At 57.7% G+C, this 13,781-nt stretch carries 19 protein-coding genes and 1 tRNA gene; 9 read left to right on the forward strand and 11 right to left on the reverse strand.

Translation table 11 applies throughout. The annotated features are described in order from the left end of the window. Nucleotides 1–6: 6 nt before the first annotated feature. Together HU748_RS24105 and HU748_RS24110 are read right to left on the reverse strand one after the other, a co-directional pair. Nucleotides 7–1,452: an ATPase domain-containing protein gene (locus HU748_RS24105; RefSeq protein ID WP_186669029.1), complete on the reverse strand. Its 1,446-nt coding sequence runs from the start codon at nt 1,450–1,452 to the stop codon at nt 7–9. Nucleotides 1,453–1,474: 22 nt separating this feature from the next. Next, nucleotides 1,475–2,623, reverse strand: coding sequence for a PAS domain-containing sensor histidine kinase (locus tag HU748_RS24110; RefSeq protein WP_186722241.1), 1,149 nt, complete (start codon nt 2,621–2,623; stop codon nt 1,475–1,477). A 136-nt stretch (nt 2,624–2,759) separates the two neighbouring features. Here HU748_RS24110 and HU748_RS24115 point away from each other — a divergent pair, with 136 nt between their 5' ends. The 3 genes from HU748_RS24115 to HU748_RS24125 all read left to right on the forward strand — a co-directional run bounded on the left by HU748_RS24115 (nt 2,760) and on the right by HU748_RS24125 (nt 3,681). Beyond that, nucleotides 2,760–2,972, forward strand: a complete 213-nt coding sequence (locus HU748_RS24115) for a hypothetical protein (RefSeq protein ID WP_186722242.1) — start codon at nt 2,760–2,762, stop codon at nt 2,970–2,972. 106 nt (nt 2,973–3,078) lie between these two features. Further along, nucleotides 3,079–3,163 (forward strand) — tRNA-Leu (locus tag HU748_RS24120). A 104-nt stretch (nt 3,164–3,267) separates the two neighbouring features. After that, nucleotides 3,268–3,681: a DoxX family protein gene (locus HU748_RS24125; protein ID WP_186711585.1), complete on the forward strand. Its 414-nt coding sequence runs from the start codon at nt 3,268–3,270 to the stop codon at nt 3,679–3,681. 1 nt (nt 3,682) lies between these two features. On the opposite strand, the gene HU748_RS24130 is transcribed toward HU748_RS24125, so the two are convergent. After that, nucleotides 3,683–3,877: a hypothetical protein gene (locus HU748_RS24130; RefSeq protein ID WP_054892098.1), complete on the reverse strand. Its 195-nt coding sequence runs from the start codon at nt 3,875–3,877 to the stop codon at nt 3,683–3,685. Nucleotides 3,878–3,953: 76 nt separating this feature from the next. Next, on the reverse strand, nt 3,954–4,127 hold the full coding sequence (locus HU748_RS24135) for a hypothetical protein (RefSeq protein WP_186722243.1): 174 nt from the start codon (nt 4,125–4,127) through the stop codon (nt 3,954–3,956). On the opposite strand from HU748_RS24135, the gene HU748_RS24140 reads away from it, so the two are divergent. Together HU748_RS24140 and HU748_RS24145 are read left to right on the forward strand one after the other, a co-directional pair. Next, on the forward strand, nt 4,114–4,788 hold the full coding sequence (locus HU748_RS24140; RefSeq protein WP_186722244.1) for a polysaccharide lyase family 7 protein: 675 nt from the start codon (nt 4,114–4,116) through the stop codon (nt 4,786–4,788). The two genes, HU748_RS24135 and HU748_RS24140, sit on opposite strands and share 14 nt — an antisense overlap. A gap of 237 nt (nt 4,789–5,025) precedes the next feature. After that, on the forward strand, nt 5,026–5,352 hold the full coding sequence (locus tag HU748_RS24145) for a DUF2388 domain-containing protein (protein WP_186669020.1): 327 nt from the start codon (nt 5,026–5,028) through the stop codon (nt 5,350–5,352). 7 nt (nt 5,353–5,359) lie between these two features. Here HU748_RS24145 and HU748_RS24150 read toward each other — a convergent pair whose 3' ends face one another. Then, nucleotides 5,360–6,229 (reverse strand): AraC family transcriptional regulator, encoded by an 870-nt coding sequence (locus HU748_RS24150; RefSeq protein ID WP_186711588.1) that lies wholly within the window; start codon nt 6,227–6,229, stop codon nt 5,360–5,362. 231 nt (nt 6,230–6,460) lie between these two features. Beyond that, a complete protein-coding gene (locus HU748_RS24155) occupies nt 6,461–6,754 on the reverse strand; it encodes a hypothetical protein (protein ID WP_054892102.1) in 294 nt (97 codons plus the stop codon). Between the two features lie 347 nt (nt 6,755–7,101). On the opposite strand from HU748_RS24155, the gene HU748_RS24160 reads away from it, so the two are divergent. Beyond that, complete coding sequence (locus tag HU748_RS24160) at nt 7,102–7,884, forward strand: EAL domain-containing protein (protein WP_186722246.1); 783 nt, start codon at nt 7,102–7,104, stop codon at nt 7,882–7,884. A 1,142-nt stretch (nt 7,885–9,026) separates the two neighbouring features. Here HU748_RS24160 and HU748_RS24165 read toward each other — a convergent pair. After that, nucleotides 9,027–9,650, reverse strand: a complete 624-nt coding sequence (locus HU748_RS24165) for a hypothetical protein (RefSeq protein ID WP_186722248.1) — start codon at nt 9,648–9,650, stop codon at nt 9,027–9,029. A 217-nt stretch (nt 9,651–9,867) separates the two neighbouring features. Continuing rightward, the gene (locus HU748_RS24170) at nt 9,868–10,281 is read right to left on the reverse strand and encodes a phage tail terminator-like protein (protein WP_186722250.1); all 414 of its coding nucleotides are present in this window, start codon (nt 10,279–10,281) and stop codon (nt 9,868–9,870) included. 73 nt (nt 10,282–10,354) lie between these two features. Between HU748_RS24170 and HU748_RS24175 the strand changes: the two genes are divergently transcribed. From HU748_RS24175 to HU748_RS24185, 3 genes are read left to right on the forward strand one after another with little or no spacing between them, the layout of a single operon-like run. Then, nucleotides 10,355–10,846 (forward strand): single-stranded DNA-binding protein, encoded by a 492-nt coding sequence (locus tag HU748_RS24175; RefSeq protein ID WP_186722252.1) that lies wholly within the window; start codon nt 10,355–10,357, stop codon nt 10,844–10,846. A 2-nt stretch (nt 10,847–10,848) separates the two neighbouring features. Then, the gene (locus tag HU748_RS24180; protein WP_186720886.1) at nt 10,849–11,043 is read left to right on the forward strand and encodes a hypothetical protein; all 195 of its coding nucleotides are present in this window, start codon (nt 10,849–10,851) and stop codon (nt 11,041–11,043) included. A gap of 41 nt (nt 11,044–11,084) precedes the next feature. Continuing rightward, nucleotides 11,085–11,600 (forward strand): hypothetical protein, encoded by a 516-nt coding sequence (locus tag HU748_RS24185; RefSeq protein ID WP_186722254.1) that lies wholly within the window; start codon nt 11,085–11,087, stop codon nt 11,598–11,600. Here the strand turns inward: HU748_RS24185 and HU748_RS24190 are convergent. The 3 genes from HU748_RS24190 to HU748_RS24200 form a co-directional block, all read right to left on the reverse strand. Continuing rightward, nucleotides 11,597–11,854, reverse strand: coding sequence for a hypothetical protein (locus tag HU748_RS24190; protein ID WP_186722256.1), 258 nt, complete (start codon nt 11,852–11,854; stop codon nt 11,597–11,599). The two genes, HU748_RS24185 and HU748_RS24190, sit on opposite strands and share 4 nt — an antisense overlap. A gap of 112 nt (nt 11,855–11,966) precedes the next feature. Continuing rightward, nucleotides 11,967–12,803 (reverse strand): hypothetical protein, encoded by an 837-nt coding sequence (locus tag HU748_RS24195; protein WP_186722258.1) that lies wholly within the window; start codon nt 12,801–12,803, stop codon nt 11,967–11,969. A gap of 242 nt (nt 12,804–13,045) precedes the next feature. Beyond that, nucleotides 13,046–13,654, reverse strand: coding sequence for a hypothetical protein (locus tag HU748_RS24200; protein ID WP_186722260.1), 609 nt, complete (start codon nt 13,652–13,654; stop codon nt 13,046–13,048). Between the last annotated feature and the right edge of the window lie 127 nt (nt 13,655–13,781).

Here is a 13,781-nt window from a genome sequence, read left to right on the forward strand (position 1 = left end):
GTACCGTCAGCGGTCCCCCTGGGGTACGGCCGTTCCCGACAGCACACCGCTGGCCCCCGCGAATGCGTTGCGCAGGGTAATGCCATCGGCGCCAATAGCCAGCTCGTGGAGTGCCGGATCATAGTGGCTGTCACGTACCTTGAGAATCGACAACACGCGCCGCAACTGCGAGTCCAGCTCGACAAAACGCATGAGGAACAGGTTGTCGACGATGCTCGAGAGGTCCGGCGCCGGCGAAGTGATTTCCGAGCCGAAAAGGTCGCGCATCTCCCAGGTCAGCATCACGCTGACACCCCGCGCCCGCAGCTCGCCGGTCAGAGCCCGAAAGAAGCCATTGAGCCGCGCCTGATCGAAAGCGAGTCGCCCGAAGGCGCCCAGACTGTCAATCACTACACGCCGCGCCCCCAAGGCTTGCACCTGCGCCAGCAAGCGTGCCCCAACCTGATCGAGAAGGCCCTCGGTGGTCGGCTGCCAACTGAGTCGCAAGGCACCCTGGCGTTCCATTTCGGCAAAATCGTAGCCCAGCGAAGCCGCCTTCAACCTCAGGCGCGCCGGCGGCTCATAGAAACCAAAATGCAGCGCTGGCGCCTCAGGCGTGGCCGCCGCAAGAAAGCCGAGCCCAAGGGATGACTTGCCCGCTCCCGATGGCCCCATGAGCAGGCTCACCGACCCTTCGGCCAGGCCGCCATCAAGCATCTCGTCCAACGCTTTCACACCCGTAGTGATACGCACCAGGGTGTCAGAACCCAGGTTGCTCGGGTGGCTGTACAACGCCTCCAGGCGCGGATAGACCTGCAGCCCCGCTTCGTTGATCAGGCATTCATGAACGCCAGACAACGCGCCGCTGCCTCGGGTCTTGCGCAACTGTATGTGACGCACGGCGCGGCTGCCCTCGAGCTGTTCGCCCAACTCGATGACGCCATCGACCATGGTGTGCTCTGGGCTGCCCTCATCGAGGCGGGCGCTGGTCAGCAGCAGCACCGTGCAGCCGGCAAAGGCCGCGTGCCCTTGCAGTTCGGCGACGAATTTCTTGGTATCGAGACTGGTTTCGGCCCGTGCCCGAGCATTGAGCAGGCCATCGACGATCAACAGGCTGGCCTGCTGCCTGGCGATCTCCTGGCGCAACAGACGCACCACCGCCTCCAGCCCTTCGTCCTGCAGCGTATCGAAGGCACTGACGAACTGGATCTGGTCACCCACCAGCGCCGGGTCGAAGAACTCCAGGGTCGAGAGGTACTTGAACAGACGCTCATGCGATTCGCTGAGCAGCGTCGCCACCAGCACCCGCCCACCGTCACGCACATGACCGCAGGCCAACTGGTTGGCGAGGATGGTCTTGCCCGCCCCGGGCGGCCCCTGGACGATGTAGGAAGCCCCTGCCACCAGGCCGCCCTTGAGCAGCGCGTCCAGACCTTCGATACCGGTCGCCAGTCGCTTGAGTGTTTCTACCATGACGTACTGTGCACCTCGTGTCTCAGGGTTCAGGCACATTCGATGAAATCGGCAGGTAAAGGCTCATGCACGTGCCCTCACCGACCGAACTTGCAACGCAGATCGCGCCATTGCTCTGCTTGGCAAAACCATAGACCTGACTCAGCCCCAGTCCGGTTCCCTTACCAAAGGCCTTGGTGGTGAAAAAAGGCTCGAATATCCGCGGCAGCACCTGCGCATCGATCCCATGCCCGCTGTCCTGCACATCGAAACGCAGGAAACGCCCGTGCAACGCTTCCACCTCACCCGCCAGTTCGACGACTGCCACGTCCAGGCCGATTGCCCCGTTGCCGCTGATGGCATCACGGGCATTGAACAGCAAGTTGAGCAGGACCATCTGCAACTGTCCGGCATCCACTTCGATTTCCGGCAACTCCGGCGCCACGCGCACGTTCAGCTCGATGCCGTCAGGCAGGGCGTGCTCCGCCAGGCTACGGGTGGACGCAACCAACTCCTCAGGGGAGATTGTGCTGATGTCCAGTTGCCGATGGCGAGCGAAGCTGAGCAACTGGCTTGTCAATTGCGCGCCACGTTCCCCGGCATCGAGGATATGCTCGAGCAGGCGCTCTATCCGCTGCGGATCGCCACTGGCACGCGCCAGGCGCGCCGAACTGAGGATGATGGTCAGCAGGTTGTTGAAGTCATGGGCCAGACCACCGGTCAGTTGCCCCAGTGCTTCGAGCTTCTGCGCCTGGAACAGCTGTACCCGCATCGAGTCGAGCTGCAACGCCGAATCCCGTCGATCCGTGATATCGCGCGTCACCTTGGCCAGACCAATGATTTCGCCATGCTCATCGCGCACCACGTCCAGCGCCGCCAGAGCCCAGAATTGCGTACCGTCCTTGCGCACCCGCCAGCCTTCGTCCTGTGCCACGCCCTGTTCCAGCGCCTGGCGCAACAGGCGTGCCGGGCGGCCGTCGGCGCAATCCTGTGGCGTGAAGAACAACGAGAAATGCCGACCGATCACCTCGTCGGCACAATAGCCCTTGATCCGCTCGGCCCCTGGGTTCCAGGACACGACGTGGCCGGTCGGATCGAGCATGTAGATGGCGTAATCCACCACCGCCTGCACCAGCTGTTCGTAGCGATTGGCGGTCATGAGCGGCGGGGCAGGACGATCGGTCGAAACCATGCGGGCTCCACGAGCACGACAAGAGGAACTGTAGAGGAGCTTAGTGCACGGCATCACTGTCGGATACATGGCGCAATGACAGCAAGCCGGGGATTACCCTATAGTACCCCAGCCCCCCACTTGTCATGGAACCTATATGGCCATCAATTTCCGTCTGCTGGGCCTGCGGGACGACCTACGCCACACCGCCCGGCAGATCGACCACCTGTGCCAGGCACTCGATGGCCATACCCGTTTTCTGCGCCACTCGGTGCATCAGGACGATGCCGCCGCCATGGGCGAACAGGTGCAGGAGCTTCGCAACAGCGCCGACGACATGCGCGAAATCGCCCAGTTGATTCGCCCCTGAACCGGCAGCGCGGTTGACTCACCTATAACGATGGGTTATAAAGCGCGCTTGATTGTGTTGCCCTTCAGCATTGAAGCGTGCCGGTCCCGGTGACCCGATCAAGTGTGCGAGTGTGGTGGAATTGGTATACACAGCAGACTTAAAATCTGTCGGCGCAAGCCTTGTGGGTTCGAGTCCCACCACTCGCACCATATTCCTCGTCCAAGGCGCCTGAACAGGCGCCTTTTTCGTTCGTGCAGCAAAGGCTTGCGCAGCTGCTAGAGTGGATGCTGACACTGTCCACCGGAGCACTGACATGCGCTACACCCTCTTCGACGGTCAACGCGATGCCATCATCTTTCTGGCGCGCATCCTCCTGATGATCCTCTTCGTCCTCTCTGGCTGGAGCAAACTGACCGGCTTCGAAGGCACCGTGGGCTATCTCGCCTCCCTGGGCGCCCCTGCCCCCACGGTCGCGGCGGCGGTCGCAGTGATCATAGAGTTCTTCGTCGCCATCCTCCTGATACTCGGTTTCTACACCCGGCCGCTGGCGTTGCTGTTCGCCCTGTTCGTGCTTGGCACGGCGCTGATCGGCCACCCGTTCTGGAACATGGTCGAGCCTGCGCGCGCAGCCAACATGACCCAGTTCTTCAAGAACATGAGCATCATCGGCGGGCTGCTGCTATTGGCTGTGACAGGCGCCGGACGCTTCTCGCTGGACCGGCGCTGACTCAGTCGTCAGGGTGGTCATGCCAGGCAGGATGGTCTTGCTCGTCATCGTCGAGATCATCCTGTAGCGCCTCGTCTTCCTCGATCTCATCCTCGGCGCCCTGGGCATCGGCCTCAGGGTCGAAGTCCTCGTAGAGAAATTCGTGATCGAGCAAGTGATCGTGCTCAGGTTCGGGGAGATCGTCTTCTTCGTGCATCGCGCAGCTCCGTGTTGGGGGGCCTGTATAGGCTTATCGGAAGTCGCGGTCAATCATTGAACCGGTTAACGCTCGCTTAACTGCGCAGGCCGTAATCTTGCGCTGCTCCCTTCAGAACGTCTTGCCCGCCGCCATGGCGGGCGTTTTTTTGCCGCTCATGGATCAGCTGAAACTTGCGCCGCTCCTCCAGGTTCGCACTAGGTGTAGGACCTGTCTTTTTTGCAAGGAGAACAGCAATGGCCGTGAACATGGAAAACCTCATCATCACCACGCCCGTGCCCAAGTCACCCAGCAATCCGGTGGCGCTGGAACTGACCGGGGCCCAGGCCCTGGCCACCCTCACCCAGGTAATCGCCCGCCTCAGCGACGGCTCGATCCGCATGAGCGCTCCGACCCGCGGCGCGTCGAGCAAGAGCACCCACCGCACCCGCTGCGAGTGGAAGGAAGCGCGCTATTGGTCCCTGACCAGCGCCACCCGCCACAGCAATCATCAGCGCATGACCCTGGAAAAGGTCAATTCGGCGCAAAAAGTGGTGATTTCGCAGATGCACGTCAAGGACGACGACAGCCCTGTGATCAAGGTGTTCTGGAACAGGGGCAAGATCACCCTGGGGTTTCGCCAGGACTTCAACCAGCTCACGCCGCTGAGTAGCAACGTACTGGCCGACGTGCCGCTGAACACCCCATTCGAGATCAGCATCGAAGTCACCAGCGCCGGTGCGGCAACGCTCAGCGCCACCTGCAACGGGCGCACGTGCAGCACCGGCGTCCTGCAGATGACCCAGAGCTGGAACGTCCGCGCCTTCAATTTCCATGGCGGCGTGTATAACCAGGTGGACTACAGCGACTCCACCGCCGCCGAAGACGGCTCGGTGTGCGTGATCAGCCGACTGGAACTCAGCCACATCTAGAAACAGTCTGTCGACATGCCTTTCACGAAATGCTGACATTCACAGGGGCATAGTGACCTGGCTTCGATACGTTCTTGAACCCGCCCAAATGGCGGGTTTTTCTTTTTCTGCGCCACGCCGCTAACTGCTTCAGGCTAAACCTTCCCCGACGAAAAGCGCATGGCAGGCTGTGCCCTAATGGGTTCGCCCAGCGTCCCCAAGCGCGTACTTGCACAAGAACGGAAGCGACAGACAAACATGCACGCACGGACAGTCATCGGCATCGCCCTCCTGACCACCGTCAGCCATATGGCCAATGCCAACGAAAACGCCAATCCTTTCGAAGTGGCGCTGATGCTTACAACCCTGGCACCGACCATTGTTTTCGCCGGCACCAGTGCACTCACCTCCGATGGCGCCGACGCCATGAAATCGTCCAAGGACGACGCACTCGCCTTCATCGGCTCCGACGGCGCCATTCGCGGAGCTCGCTTCGAACAGGCACGCCGTGAATACCGCGCCAGCGCCACACCCCCCTTCATGAGCGACCGACAACTGGCGCTGGCGATCACCGCCACCTATTGATCAGCTCTCAACGCAGGGGGATGTAGATATCCGTCTGCCATTGCTCGAGCGGCGTCTGCGGATACACGCTCAAGTACTCGAAGTACAGCGGATGGTCGCGCAGTTCCTCACCACTGCCCGGCAACCAGTCGCGATAGACCGGATAGATAGTCTCGCCAATGGCATGCGGCGAGCCGACATGACGCACCACCGCACAACGCCCGGCAGGGATGATGAGCTCTCGCACCGCTTCGTCACCAGGCACCAGCGGCTGATTGATCTCGCCACAGATGGCAAAGCGAAAATCCTGCGCTGGTGTGGTGTCGGGGTTGCCGTATGGGATGCCGAATGTGCGACTGCTCTCCACCGGCGACTGGCCCGTGCGCTTGCGCCAATCGATGAAGCGCCCGACCGTCTGGTCCAGCAATGCCGGTGCACCATGGTGCTCCAGCGCTACCACCTTGACCTCGACAAAGTCCACGATCCGAACTTGCATGACGATACTCCTGGAAAAATGAGGAATGGCAAATACCGCATTCCACAGCTGCCAGCTCGGCGCCTGGCGAAAGGTGCTCGGCGACATGCCAAAGGCCCGGCGAAACGCACGGCTGAACGCCTCGGGGCTTTCGAAGCCGGCGTCCAACGCAGCGTCCAGCACCGAATGGCTGTCATCCCCCGCCAGTCGTTGCCCAGCCCGACGCAGTCGCATCAGCTGCACGTATCGCGCGACGGGCACGCCGACGTACGCAGTGAACTGCCGATGGAAGTGAAAGGTCGAGAAGTTCGCGATCTCGCTCAGGGTATTCACCGACAGGTCACCTTCAAGATTGGCCTGGATATGAGTGAGCACCGCTTCGAAGCGCTTGGCGTAGATCGCGTTGGGAGGTATGCAGGACATTGGTGGCAAGGCCCAGTGGTTACGGTGAGGCAAGGATCGTCGATGCTCGGAAAGCGTACCTAGCCGGGTTTGCTCAATGCATCCGGCGATGAGTATCCAACCACGCCGGGCATGGCTAGCAATGCGAGCAGTATTTCATGTATCCCCCTTTGAGAGAGCACTGTGGGGGCGTAGTGTCGCCAGATGCAAAAAGCCCAGCGCGGAGCTGGGCTTCGTGGTTGACCTCAAGGGTCATGCCCTGGCTGCAATCTTCCTGGGCGCACCCTCCATCGCAATCCTCCTGGCGCGTCCCACACCCCATGCAAGAGCGCGGGTCATCGACTCTCCAGGACGTTCATCGTAGGCCTCTTCAAGAAGCCTGGCGCCTGAAGACGAGTAAACGCCGATGAAAAGCTGCGTGCCCCCTATTCGAGACAGCCTCGCCTGAACATCGATCACGGTTCCGTCATCCAGCGCCTCTACGTGATCGCGGTGATGCAGGGTCGGGTCGGCCCAGCCCCAAAACACCTCTCCTCTGATAATCATGTCGGCCTCCTTCGACATACGCGTTTATGTAGGTGACGTACCCACATTAGCGCTGCCTCCGGCGACATCCATAAAATAGGCGTCAAAATCCGTCGCAGTCTGACAGGCGGCCCTGAATCTTGTACGCCAGCGACGACCATGTATAAGAAACAGGTTTCTAGCCCACAAATAAACTCCCGAAGGTCCGATGCCGTTAGAACACAGTTCGCCCTAACGCCAGGTGGACGCGTCTACAGACTGAGCCTCACGGCAGACTGCCCCTGAGCCAGGGCGAGTGGGTACAAATTGGAACTTGCTGTGGATTCAAGCGCTCTCAACATCGTACTCACGCACCTCGGCGATAACCCATGAGCAAGCCCGTTTTCTCCCAGCCCTTTCTAGCGATTGGCTGCTCCCAATGTCGCGACCTTGCGAGCCTGGGTTTCGACATTACGATGGCCTTCCAGCCAATCATTCACGTTCCTTCAGGTAGGCCGTTTGCCTATGAGGCATTGGTTCGCAGTCCAAGCGGTGAAAGCGCTGCGCAAATCCTGGCCAAGGTGTCGCCCGATAATCTGTACCGTTTCGATCAGGCCTGTCGAGTGAAGGCCATCGAGCAAGCGGCAGCACTAGGACTGGGACGGCATGCGGACTGTAAATTGAGCATCAACTTTCTGCCCAACGCCGTCTACCGTGCCAGTACCTGTATCCGAGCTACCCTGGAAGCCACCCGGACATTCGACTTCCCTGCCAATCAGCTCATGTTCGAAGTGACCGAAGGTGAGCGGATCGACGATACCGAGCACTTGAAAGCAATCTTCAAGGAATACGGCCGACAGGGCTTCACCACTGCGATAGATGACTTCGGCTCGGGTTACTCAGGCTTGAATCTCCTCGCAGAATTTCAGCCAGACGTACTGAAGCTGGATATGGCACTCACGCGGAGAATCAGCCAGGATCCGGTTCGGCAAGCCATCGTCGCAGGTATCGTTCTGGTAGCCGAACGGCTGGGCATCACGCTGATCGCCGAGGGGATCGAGACAGATGCAGAGTGCCAAGCATTGGCAGCATTGGGGATTGATTTGATGCAAGGATTTCTTTTCGCTCGACCACAGGTAAATGCACTGCCATTGGTCGAACGACTTTCTTAGTTTGACCTGCTTGTAGCAGAAGGCATTCAGCGCAGCCCAACCCCGAGCCTTCGAGGCTCGAGGGTTGGTAATGCCATCTAGCGGACCTGATAGAGCTGGATGCGACAGCAAACGGCTTTCACCTGAATGCGGTTCGGCCCAAAGCAGCGGCCTGAAAGCTGTGCACGTCAATCATGCTCAGCCGTTCTGACTCTGCACGTACTGTTCGACCATTACCTTTCCTTCGATAACTGCTTCAAACGGGGAGGAGAATGGGCGATTCACACGCATGGTGCGCGCCGTAGTGCCTGGTCTCCCTACTTCAACCAGCATCCCAGTGGGAAAATCAAGGCTAGCCTCCCACAGCACGTAGATAGATGCCTGGTACCCAAGGTAGGTGTGCTCGTACAGGTTATGGCTTATGGACTGAAGGCTCATCATTTTCTCCAATTGTGCGCCTCAAATGCGCCTCCGATGGAGATACGACCGATGGCTTTTCAAGAGCGTTCCGTTTTCCAGCATCCTTATCTGGAAGTACGTGAAGGCCTGCGTCCAGAGGGTTTAACTTCAAGGCCGGTAGGCGCAGGCGAAAAGCTCTCGGTGATCCAGTCCCGGGCGCGCTGCCGCCCCCACGCCATGGCAGCAGTCATGGTCTGACGCAATCTCCCTCTCTCACAAACTTTTTCAACTGCCGCGATATGGCCTTCTGTTGCGGGTCCGCTGTAGCGCATGCCCCATGCCTTTTGTTTCGGAACTCTTGGCTTTTTGGGCCCATAAAGAAAAACCCCGCAGACGTTAATCTGCGGGGCTTTCGAATGGTGGAGGCCGAGGTCGGAATCGAACCGGCGTAGACGGATTTGCAATCCGCCCTGCATTTCCTTGAATTTCAGTAGCTTACCAGCCTTTCAGTTCCGCATAGAAGCTTTTTTAACAACGTTGCAGCCCTTTAAAATCAAGGGGCATACCAGGAGTTGCGGAATTGATTTTCGAGCCTGATCAGCGCTTTTCAAGACCGCAGCGTAAAACCAGAACCCATGTCGCTTGTGTGGCTGAAGCGTGCGGCCATGGTGTTTTCCTCTTGGGTAGAAACGAAAAAGCCCGCACGCGGCGGGCTTGATGGATAAATAGGGTCTTGCAGTGGTATCACCCCGGAAGGCATTGGGCTACTGGATGTTGCACAATCCTTTTTGCAGGACGTCCTCAGCGTTTACATTAGGCCAGCCTGGGAATGTCATTGTTTGTGAGCGATTGGAAATGACCGCATTCGCCAAGAACGGGTGCGCTTTCTTAACAACCGCAATCGCGTTTGAGTAATCATCTTTTCCGTAGAGACACATAAATAGCGAGTTAGCGTGAAAACTGCCAATATATGCTACCTCACCAGGCTTTACGGTGAACTCAAGTTTCTTGTTTTGCTTCACACTCAGACCGTCATAATAGGTGTAGTACCAGTGCGTCAACTCATATGTGCCTGCAGGCACTTCGTATACAAAGCTATTTCCCAGCACATTACTCTTTAGTATGTCGTCGCCAGTGACTTCATTTTTCCGCCCTAGCGTATCAAGAGATATACGGGTATCCACCGCATCTTTATTGGGGTCTTGATATTTCAGCATAACTTTAAGCCCATGGGGCTGCGTGAGGAAAGCTTCGGAAACAAAGCCGACAATTACAGCCTTATTAGGATCGAGAGGCTTAGTTTCGTCCGCACGCTGAATTAAATTTAAATTGCTCGCGCAAGCACCAAGCACCATAAAACTCAAGAGCAAAAACATCCTTACCAACATCTAAAGGTCCTTATTCGCTTAACTGGTCCGACCCAGTGTATTTAGTTTTAAAGAGACGGCCTTATGGTACGGTGCCGAGCTCAGCGGCATGTTGCCTTAGATACCAGAAATAGAAAACACTTAACGTGCTACTAAGGCGCGCCTTTGCAGGCGAGCTTGAGACCCAAAATCCCGGAAATCGCTTGGCTCCTTGCTACTCCCTTGCGCGGGAGAGAACTTATGAGTCAGCTACGCCGCGGTAGGTGAAGCTGGCCGGGACCGTGTAGGTCGCCGACTCGGTGATGGCTGGGCCCTGTCCAACCGGTTCGGTGACCAGGCCCTCGAAGCCGTTGCGGCTGAGTTCCGAGTCCACGCGGAAGAGGCTCGAAAGCTCATCGACCAGGCTCTCGGCGGTAGCCAGTGGCTGGCCAGCCGGGCAGACGATGCTCACTTGGTAAACGCCAGAGTACTCGTAGGCATCGCCGCCCAAGTAGCGGCACGTGGTTCCCGCCGGCAATTGGAACGCCTGCAGATACGTTTCGTCAGCCCCGGCCTCGAATCCTTGCTCGAAGTTCGCGACCCGGATCGGGCGCGCCGTGGCCCAGGCCATCAGCTTGATCTCGATGACCTGTCGGGCGAGTGCCTGGCTCATACCTGGTTGTTCCTGATGGCTTGATCGACGATCGCTTGGAATTTGGCCAGGGTCACCCGGACCATGCCATTCGGTGCCTGAGTTGAGTGGCCATATCGGCCGCATTGGCCGCGACGCAGAACTGCGCTACACCCCGAACGGCGACCCCGTGTGCAACTTGGCAATCGCCTGCGACTACGGCCGCAAGGGGCAGGATGGCAAGCGCCCCACGCAGTGGGTGGATGCCACGCTCTGGGGCAAGCAGGCCGAGTCCATGGCCCAGTACCTGGTCAAAGGCCAACAGGTTCACTTCACCATCGACGACGCACACGTCGAGGTTTTCACCAAGTCCGATCAGACGCAGGGGGTGAAGCTCACTGGCCGGGTGATCATCATCAAGTTCGCCGGCAGCCCGCCGCAGCAATCGCAGAGCAGCCAGCAGGCACAGCAGCCACGCCAGCAACAGCGCGCTCAGCAGCGGCCGCCCGCCCAGCAGCAGAACCAACAGGGCGGCAATGGCCCGGACTACGAAAGCTTCGACGACGATATCCCGTTCGCCCCACTCCACCACCTGCTAGGTGCATAGCCATGAGCGATTGCGGCGAGCATCCCAGCGTCTACTACCTTGGCCGGGAATGTCGCCGCAACGGAGGCGGCAAACTGGCCAACCCATTCGCCTCTCACACGTTCCACGGCTCATGGTTCCTTGCCGGTTGGAACGACATGGACATGGAAATTGAGCAGAAAAATCCGAAGCGCGCTGCAAAGAACAAGGCGGCGTGAGCAGTTCAACCTACCGCCCAGCGGATTGAAGGAGGTGCCGTATGGCGATGTCTCAGAAGGACCGCGACGAGAAGCGCCGCGCCAAGGCCGAGCGCCTGCAGGAAGAAGACCTGCGCTTGAAGGTTCGACCAGGGACTAAGCAGGCCCTGCTGGAGCTGATGGAGTGGGCCGGGATCGAGGAACAGGGCGAGGCGATGATGCTGATGATTCATCACGTCGAGGCGCTCGGGCATCACGCGCTGTTCAGGATTGCGCGCCACGAAATCGAAGGTCACCGAGTTGTGGCGCGGACTGAGTCGCTGCGGCTGTCAGCCAGGAAGCGAACCGGGCAGCACCTGCGAGCGATATGCGGGTGGGCTGACGCCACCTACAGCCAGATGATCGAGGCACTGATCCACGGCATTCACGCCCTAGGCCGACTGCACGCGGCGAAGTTTCTCACCCCGCCGCGTCATGAAATCAGCATATCGCCGCGCTTGGCCCTGGCCTTCGATATGAAGAGCATGCTTATGATTCAGCAGGATCCGGGCGACGAGGTCATCAGTCCAGCCTTTTAACCGTTGCCGCGTTCATACCAATCCGCTGCGCTCTCAACGGCCATGCTCTCTGCCTGTTCCAGGCTATCGAAGGGTCCCTTGATATCGTCAATCCATTTTTCGCCCGAATCCGTATTGACGAAGACTTTCATGGCAACCGGGATTGGATCTTTCGGCTCTCCCCACACAGGATGAGCAAGCACTTGCTTTCCGTCACCCTTCCCACCTTTGATAGTGATGAACTTCGCACGAGGACGATCGATTCCAAGCTGCATACACGCTCCTTGACCCGGTCCCATGCCGGTCACCCGTAATACCCCATCCCAAACCAAATTGCCACCATGCCGCAGACAGCGACCGCGCGCAGCGCGTGCATGGAGGTATCAATCAGGAAGGCTCTAGATCCTCCCTGGCCTCCAGTCCTGCGAGACGGCCCCGAGCGGTGACCTTGGTTTGGACGACCTTCGCTAGGTCAAGAAAGTACCGGCCTTTACTAAAGTCTTCCAACGTCAGCACGGTACTTGCCCCCATGAGCGTATGCGCGGTTATCAAGTTTTTCCCGATATGTCGCCCAAGAAGAAGGGTGAAGCGAATACCCAGCAAATTGAATATATGCGCCCTTCCGCCTTGTACTTTCTTAGATACAGGCAGGCTGAACATGCCACCCAGATCGCCTGAGTCCACCTCGATAAAAAAGAAAGCACCCAACGGCCGATCGCCTCCGAGTAGATAACTACGGATCTTTTCCGAGTATTCAGCGCCAAGCGCTTTACGATAAGGATCACCTCCCCTAGCCCATCTCCACACATGTGCCCTCCAGAAGATGCTGAAAGCCGTGAACTCGAGAGCAAACAGGTCAGAGGGTGCGAGCGAGCCGGGACTGAAAATGGATATACGCTCGTCACTGGCAACCGGTTGAGTTGCCAAGAGCTGATCACGAAGTGGAAATACGCCGTGCTTGTTCCAGAGGCGGGAGACAGGGGTTTCTCCTAGTCTGCTTAGCCTTTGTTCGCACGCTAGACATAGCAGATGGATCCTGATCTGCGTATCACCGAAGTTTGCGGAGCCAGCTCCGACGTCAATTTTCACGGGTGAGCGCCCATATTGTGGGTCCTGAGACGCCGCATATTTATATGCCGATTTGGGCAGCAAATGGCTATCCTGCAACTCGCCATGTTCAAGGCATAACTCGCAAACCCCATTTCTATCGATCTTGCTGACCATCTCCAAATGCTCCTCCTAAACCTTCGGCGGCACCGTCACCGCCTCTTGACCTACGCCTAATTTACCGCCTACCCGGCGAGGGCGGCGCCTGCCCTGGAGAGAACGTTGAAGACTTTCGGTAACATCACCGCGAACGAAGGTCTACTATATCCCGCCGTGGTGCCAGAAGATCGGCTCTGGATAGACCAGAACGGGCACACCGAGTCGACTTCGGCACGTTAATCCGGATCCAATGATCCTTCCTAAGTAATTTCACCAACATCTTTTTTAATCTCACACCAAGTGTCATGAAGCTTGATTCTGAGCAAATCTTTAAAATTATTGATACTTTTAATTGCCGGCTGCGCGTCATCACCAGAATTCATAGCCAAAATTATTTTTGAAGTCTCATTTTCCGTATTTCTTAAAATTTTGGAATCCTCTTCCTCACCCGTTAACAGCAAATCGAACTTCGCCCCCAAAGCCATTAGCTTTAGATACCCTTCATAGTGCGCTTTCGAGGTGCGAAAATTCGGATCCTTTTGCGTCTTTACAGCCATATCAAGCATTACTATTAAGTATTCAGACGCACACACCCTCAAATCAGTCATCCACTGACTTCGAAAGTTACTCAAATTTGCTTTAATTTGAGTCTTCTGAACCCTCATAGTTAACCATGCAGCAATAAGTGCAACAACCACACCAGCAATTGATGGTGAAAGACCAGCCCAATCAGTATCGGAATCCGTATGAATATACAAAGGCTCCGCCTTTGAACCGACACTAGCCTGATATTTATTGTCGTTACTTAGGCGGTTCCCGTCATAACTAATCCCTTGCGTGCTCAACTCGAATTTTTCAAACAATTCCATAGCGCCCCCTTTTTTTGCGTAGGATGATACAGCAAATAGCCATCATTTATTGACCAGCTGCAGCAGCCTCGAAGCTGACAGTCGCCTGAACCCGCTGGGCTGCCCCCCCCCGATACCCAAATCCCAC

The organism is Pseudomonas sp. RW3S2 (assembly GCF_014268955.1).
Taxonomy (GTDB): domain Bacteria; phylum Pseudomonadota; class Gammaproteobacteria; order Pseudomonadales; family Pseudomonadaceae; genus Aquipseudomonas; species Aquipseudomonas wayambapalatensis.

Bases quoted from the DNA above. Each gene is read 5' to 3' on its own strand.
- HU748_RS24105 (WP_186669029.1), bottom strand. From the start codon at position 1,452: ATGGTAGAAACACTCAAGCGACTGGCGACCGGTATCGAAGGTCTGGAC.
- HU748_RS24110 (WP_186722241.1), bottom strand. From the start codon at position 2,623: ATGGTTTCGACCGATCGTCCTGCCCCGCCGCTCATGACCGCCAATCGC.
- HU748_RS24115 (WP_186722242.1), top strand. From the start codon at position 2,760: ATGGCCATCAATTTCCGTCTGCTGGGCCTGCGGGACGACCTACGCCAC.
- HU748_RS24125 (WP_186711585.1), top strand. From the start codon at position 3,268: ATGCGCTACACCCTCTTCGACGGTCAACGCGATGCCATCATCTTTCTG.
- HU748_RS24130 (WP_054892098.1), bottom strand. From the start codon at position 3,877: ATGCACGAAGAAGACGATCTCCCCGAACCTGAGCACGATCACTTGCTC.
- HU748_RS24140 (WP_186722244.1), top strand. From the start codon at position 4,114: ATGGCCGTGAACATGGAAAACCTCATCATCACCACGCCCGTGCCCAAG.
- HU748_RS24135 (WP_186722243.1), bottom strand. From the start codon at position 4,127: ATGTTCACGGCCATTGCTGTTCTCCTTGCAAAAAAGACAGGTCCTACA.
- HU748_RS24145 (WP_186669020.1), top strand. From the start codon at position 5,026: ATGCACGCACGGACAGTCATCGGCATCGCCCTCCTGACCACCGTCAGC.
- HU748_RS24150 (WP_186711588.1), bottom strand. From the start codon at position 6,229: ATGTCCTGCATACCTCCCAACGCGATCTACGCCAAGCGCTTCGAAGCG.
- HU748_RS24155 (WP_054892102.1), bottom strand. From the start codon at position 6,754: ATGATTATCAGAGGAGAGGTGTTTTGGGGCTGGGCCGACCCGACCCTG.
- HU748_RS24160 (WP_186722246.1), top strand. From the start codon at position 7,102: ATGAGCAAGCCCGTTTTCTCCCAGCCCTTTCTAGCGATTGGCTGCTCC.
- HU748_RS24165 (WP_186722248.1), bottom strand. From the start codon at position 9,650: ATGTTGGTAAGGATGTTTTTGCTCTTGAGTTTTATGGTGCTTGGTGCT.
- HU748_RS24170 (WP_186722250.1), bottom strand. From the start codon at position 10,281: ATGAGCCAGGCACTCGCCCGACAGGTCATCGAGATCAAGCTGATGGCC.
- HU748_RS24180 (WP_186720886.1), top strand. From the start codon at position 10,849: ATGAGCGATTGCGGCGAGCATCCCAGCGTCTACTACCTTGGCCGGGAA.
- HU748_RS24185 (WP_186722254.1), top strand. From the start codon at position 11,085: ATGGCGATGTCTCAGAAGGACCGCGACGAGAAGCGCCGCGCCAAGGCC.
- HU748_RS24190 (WP_186722256.1), bottom strand. From the start codon at position 11,854: ATGCAGCTTGGAATCGATCGTCCTCGTGCGAAGTTCATCACTATCAAA.
- HU748_RS24195 (WP_186722258.1), bottom strand. From the start codon at position 12,803: ATGGTCAGCAAGATCGATAGAAATGGGGTTTGCGAGTTATGCCTTGAA.
- HU748_RS24200 (WP_186722260.1), bottom strand. From the start codon at position 13,654: ATGGAATTGTTTGAAAAATTCGAGTTGAGCACGCAAGGGATTAGTTAT.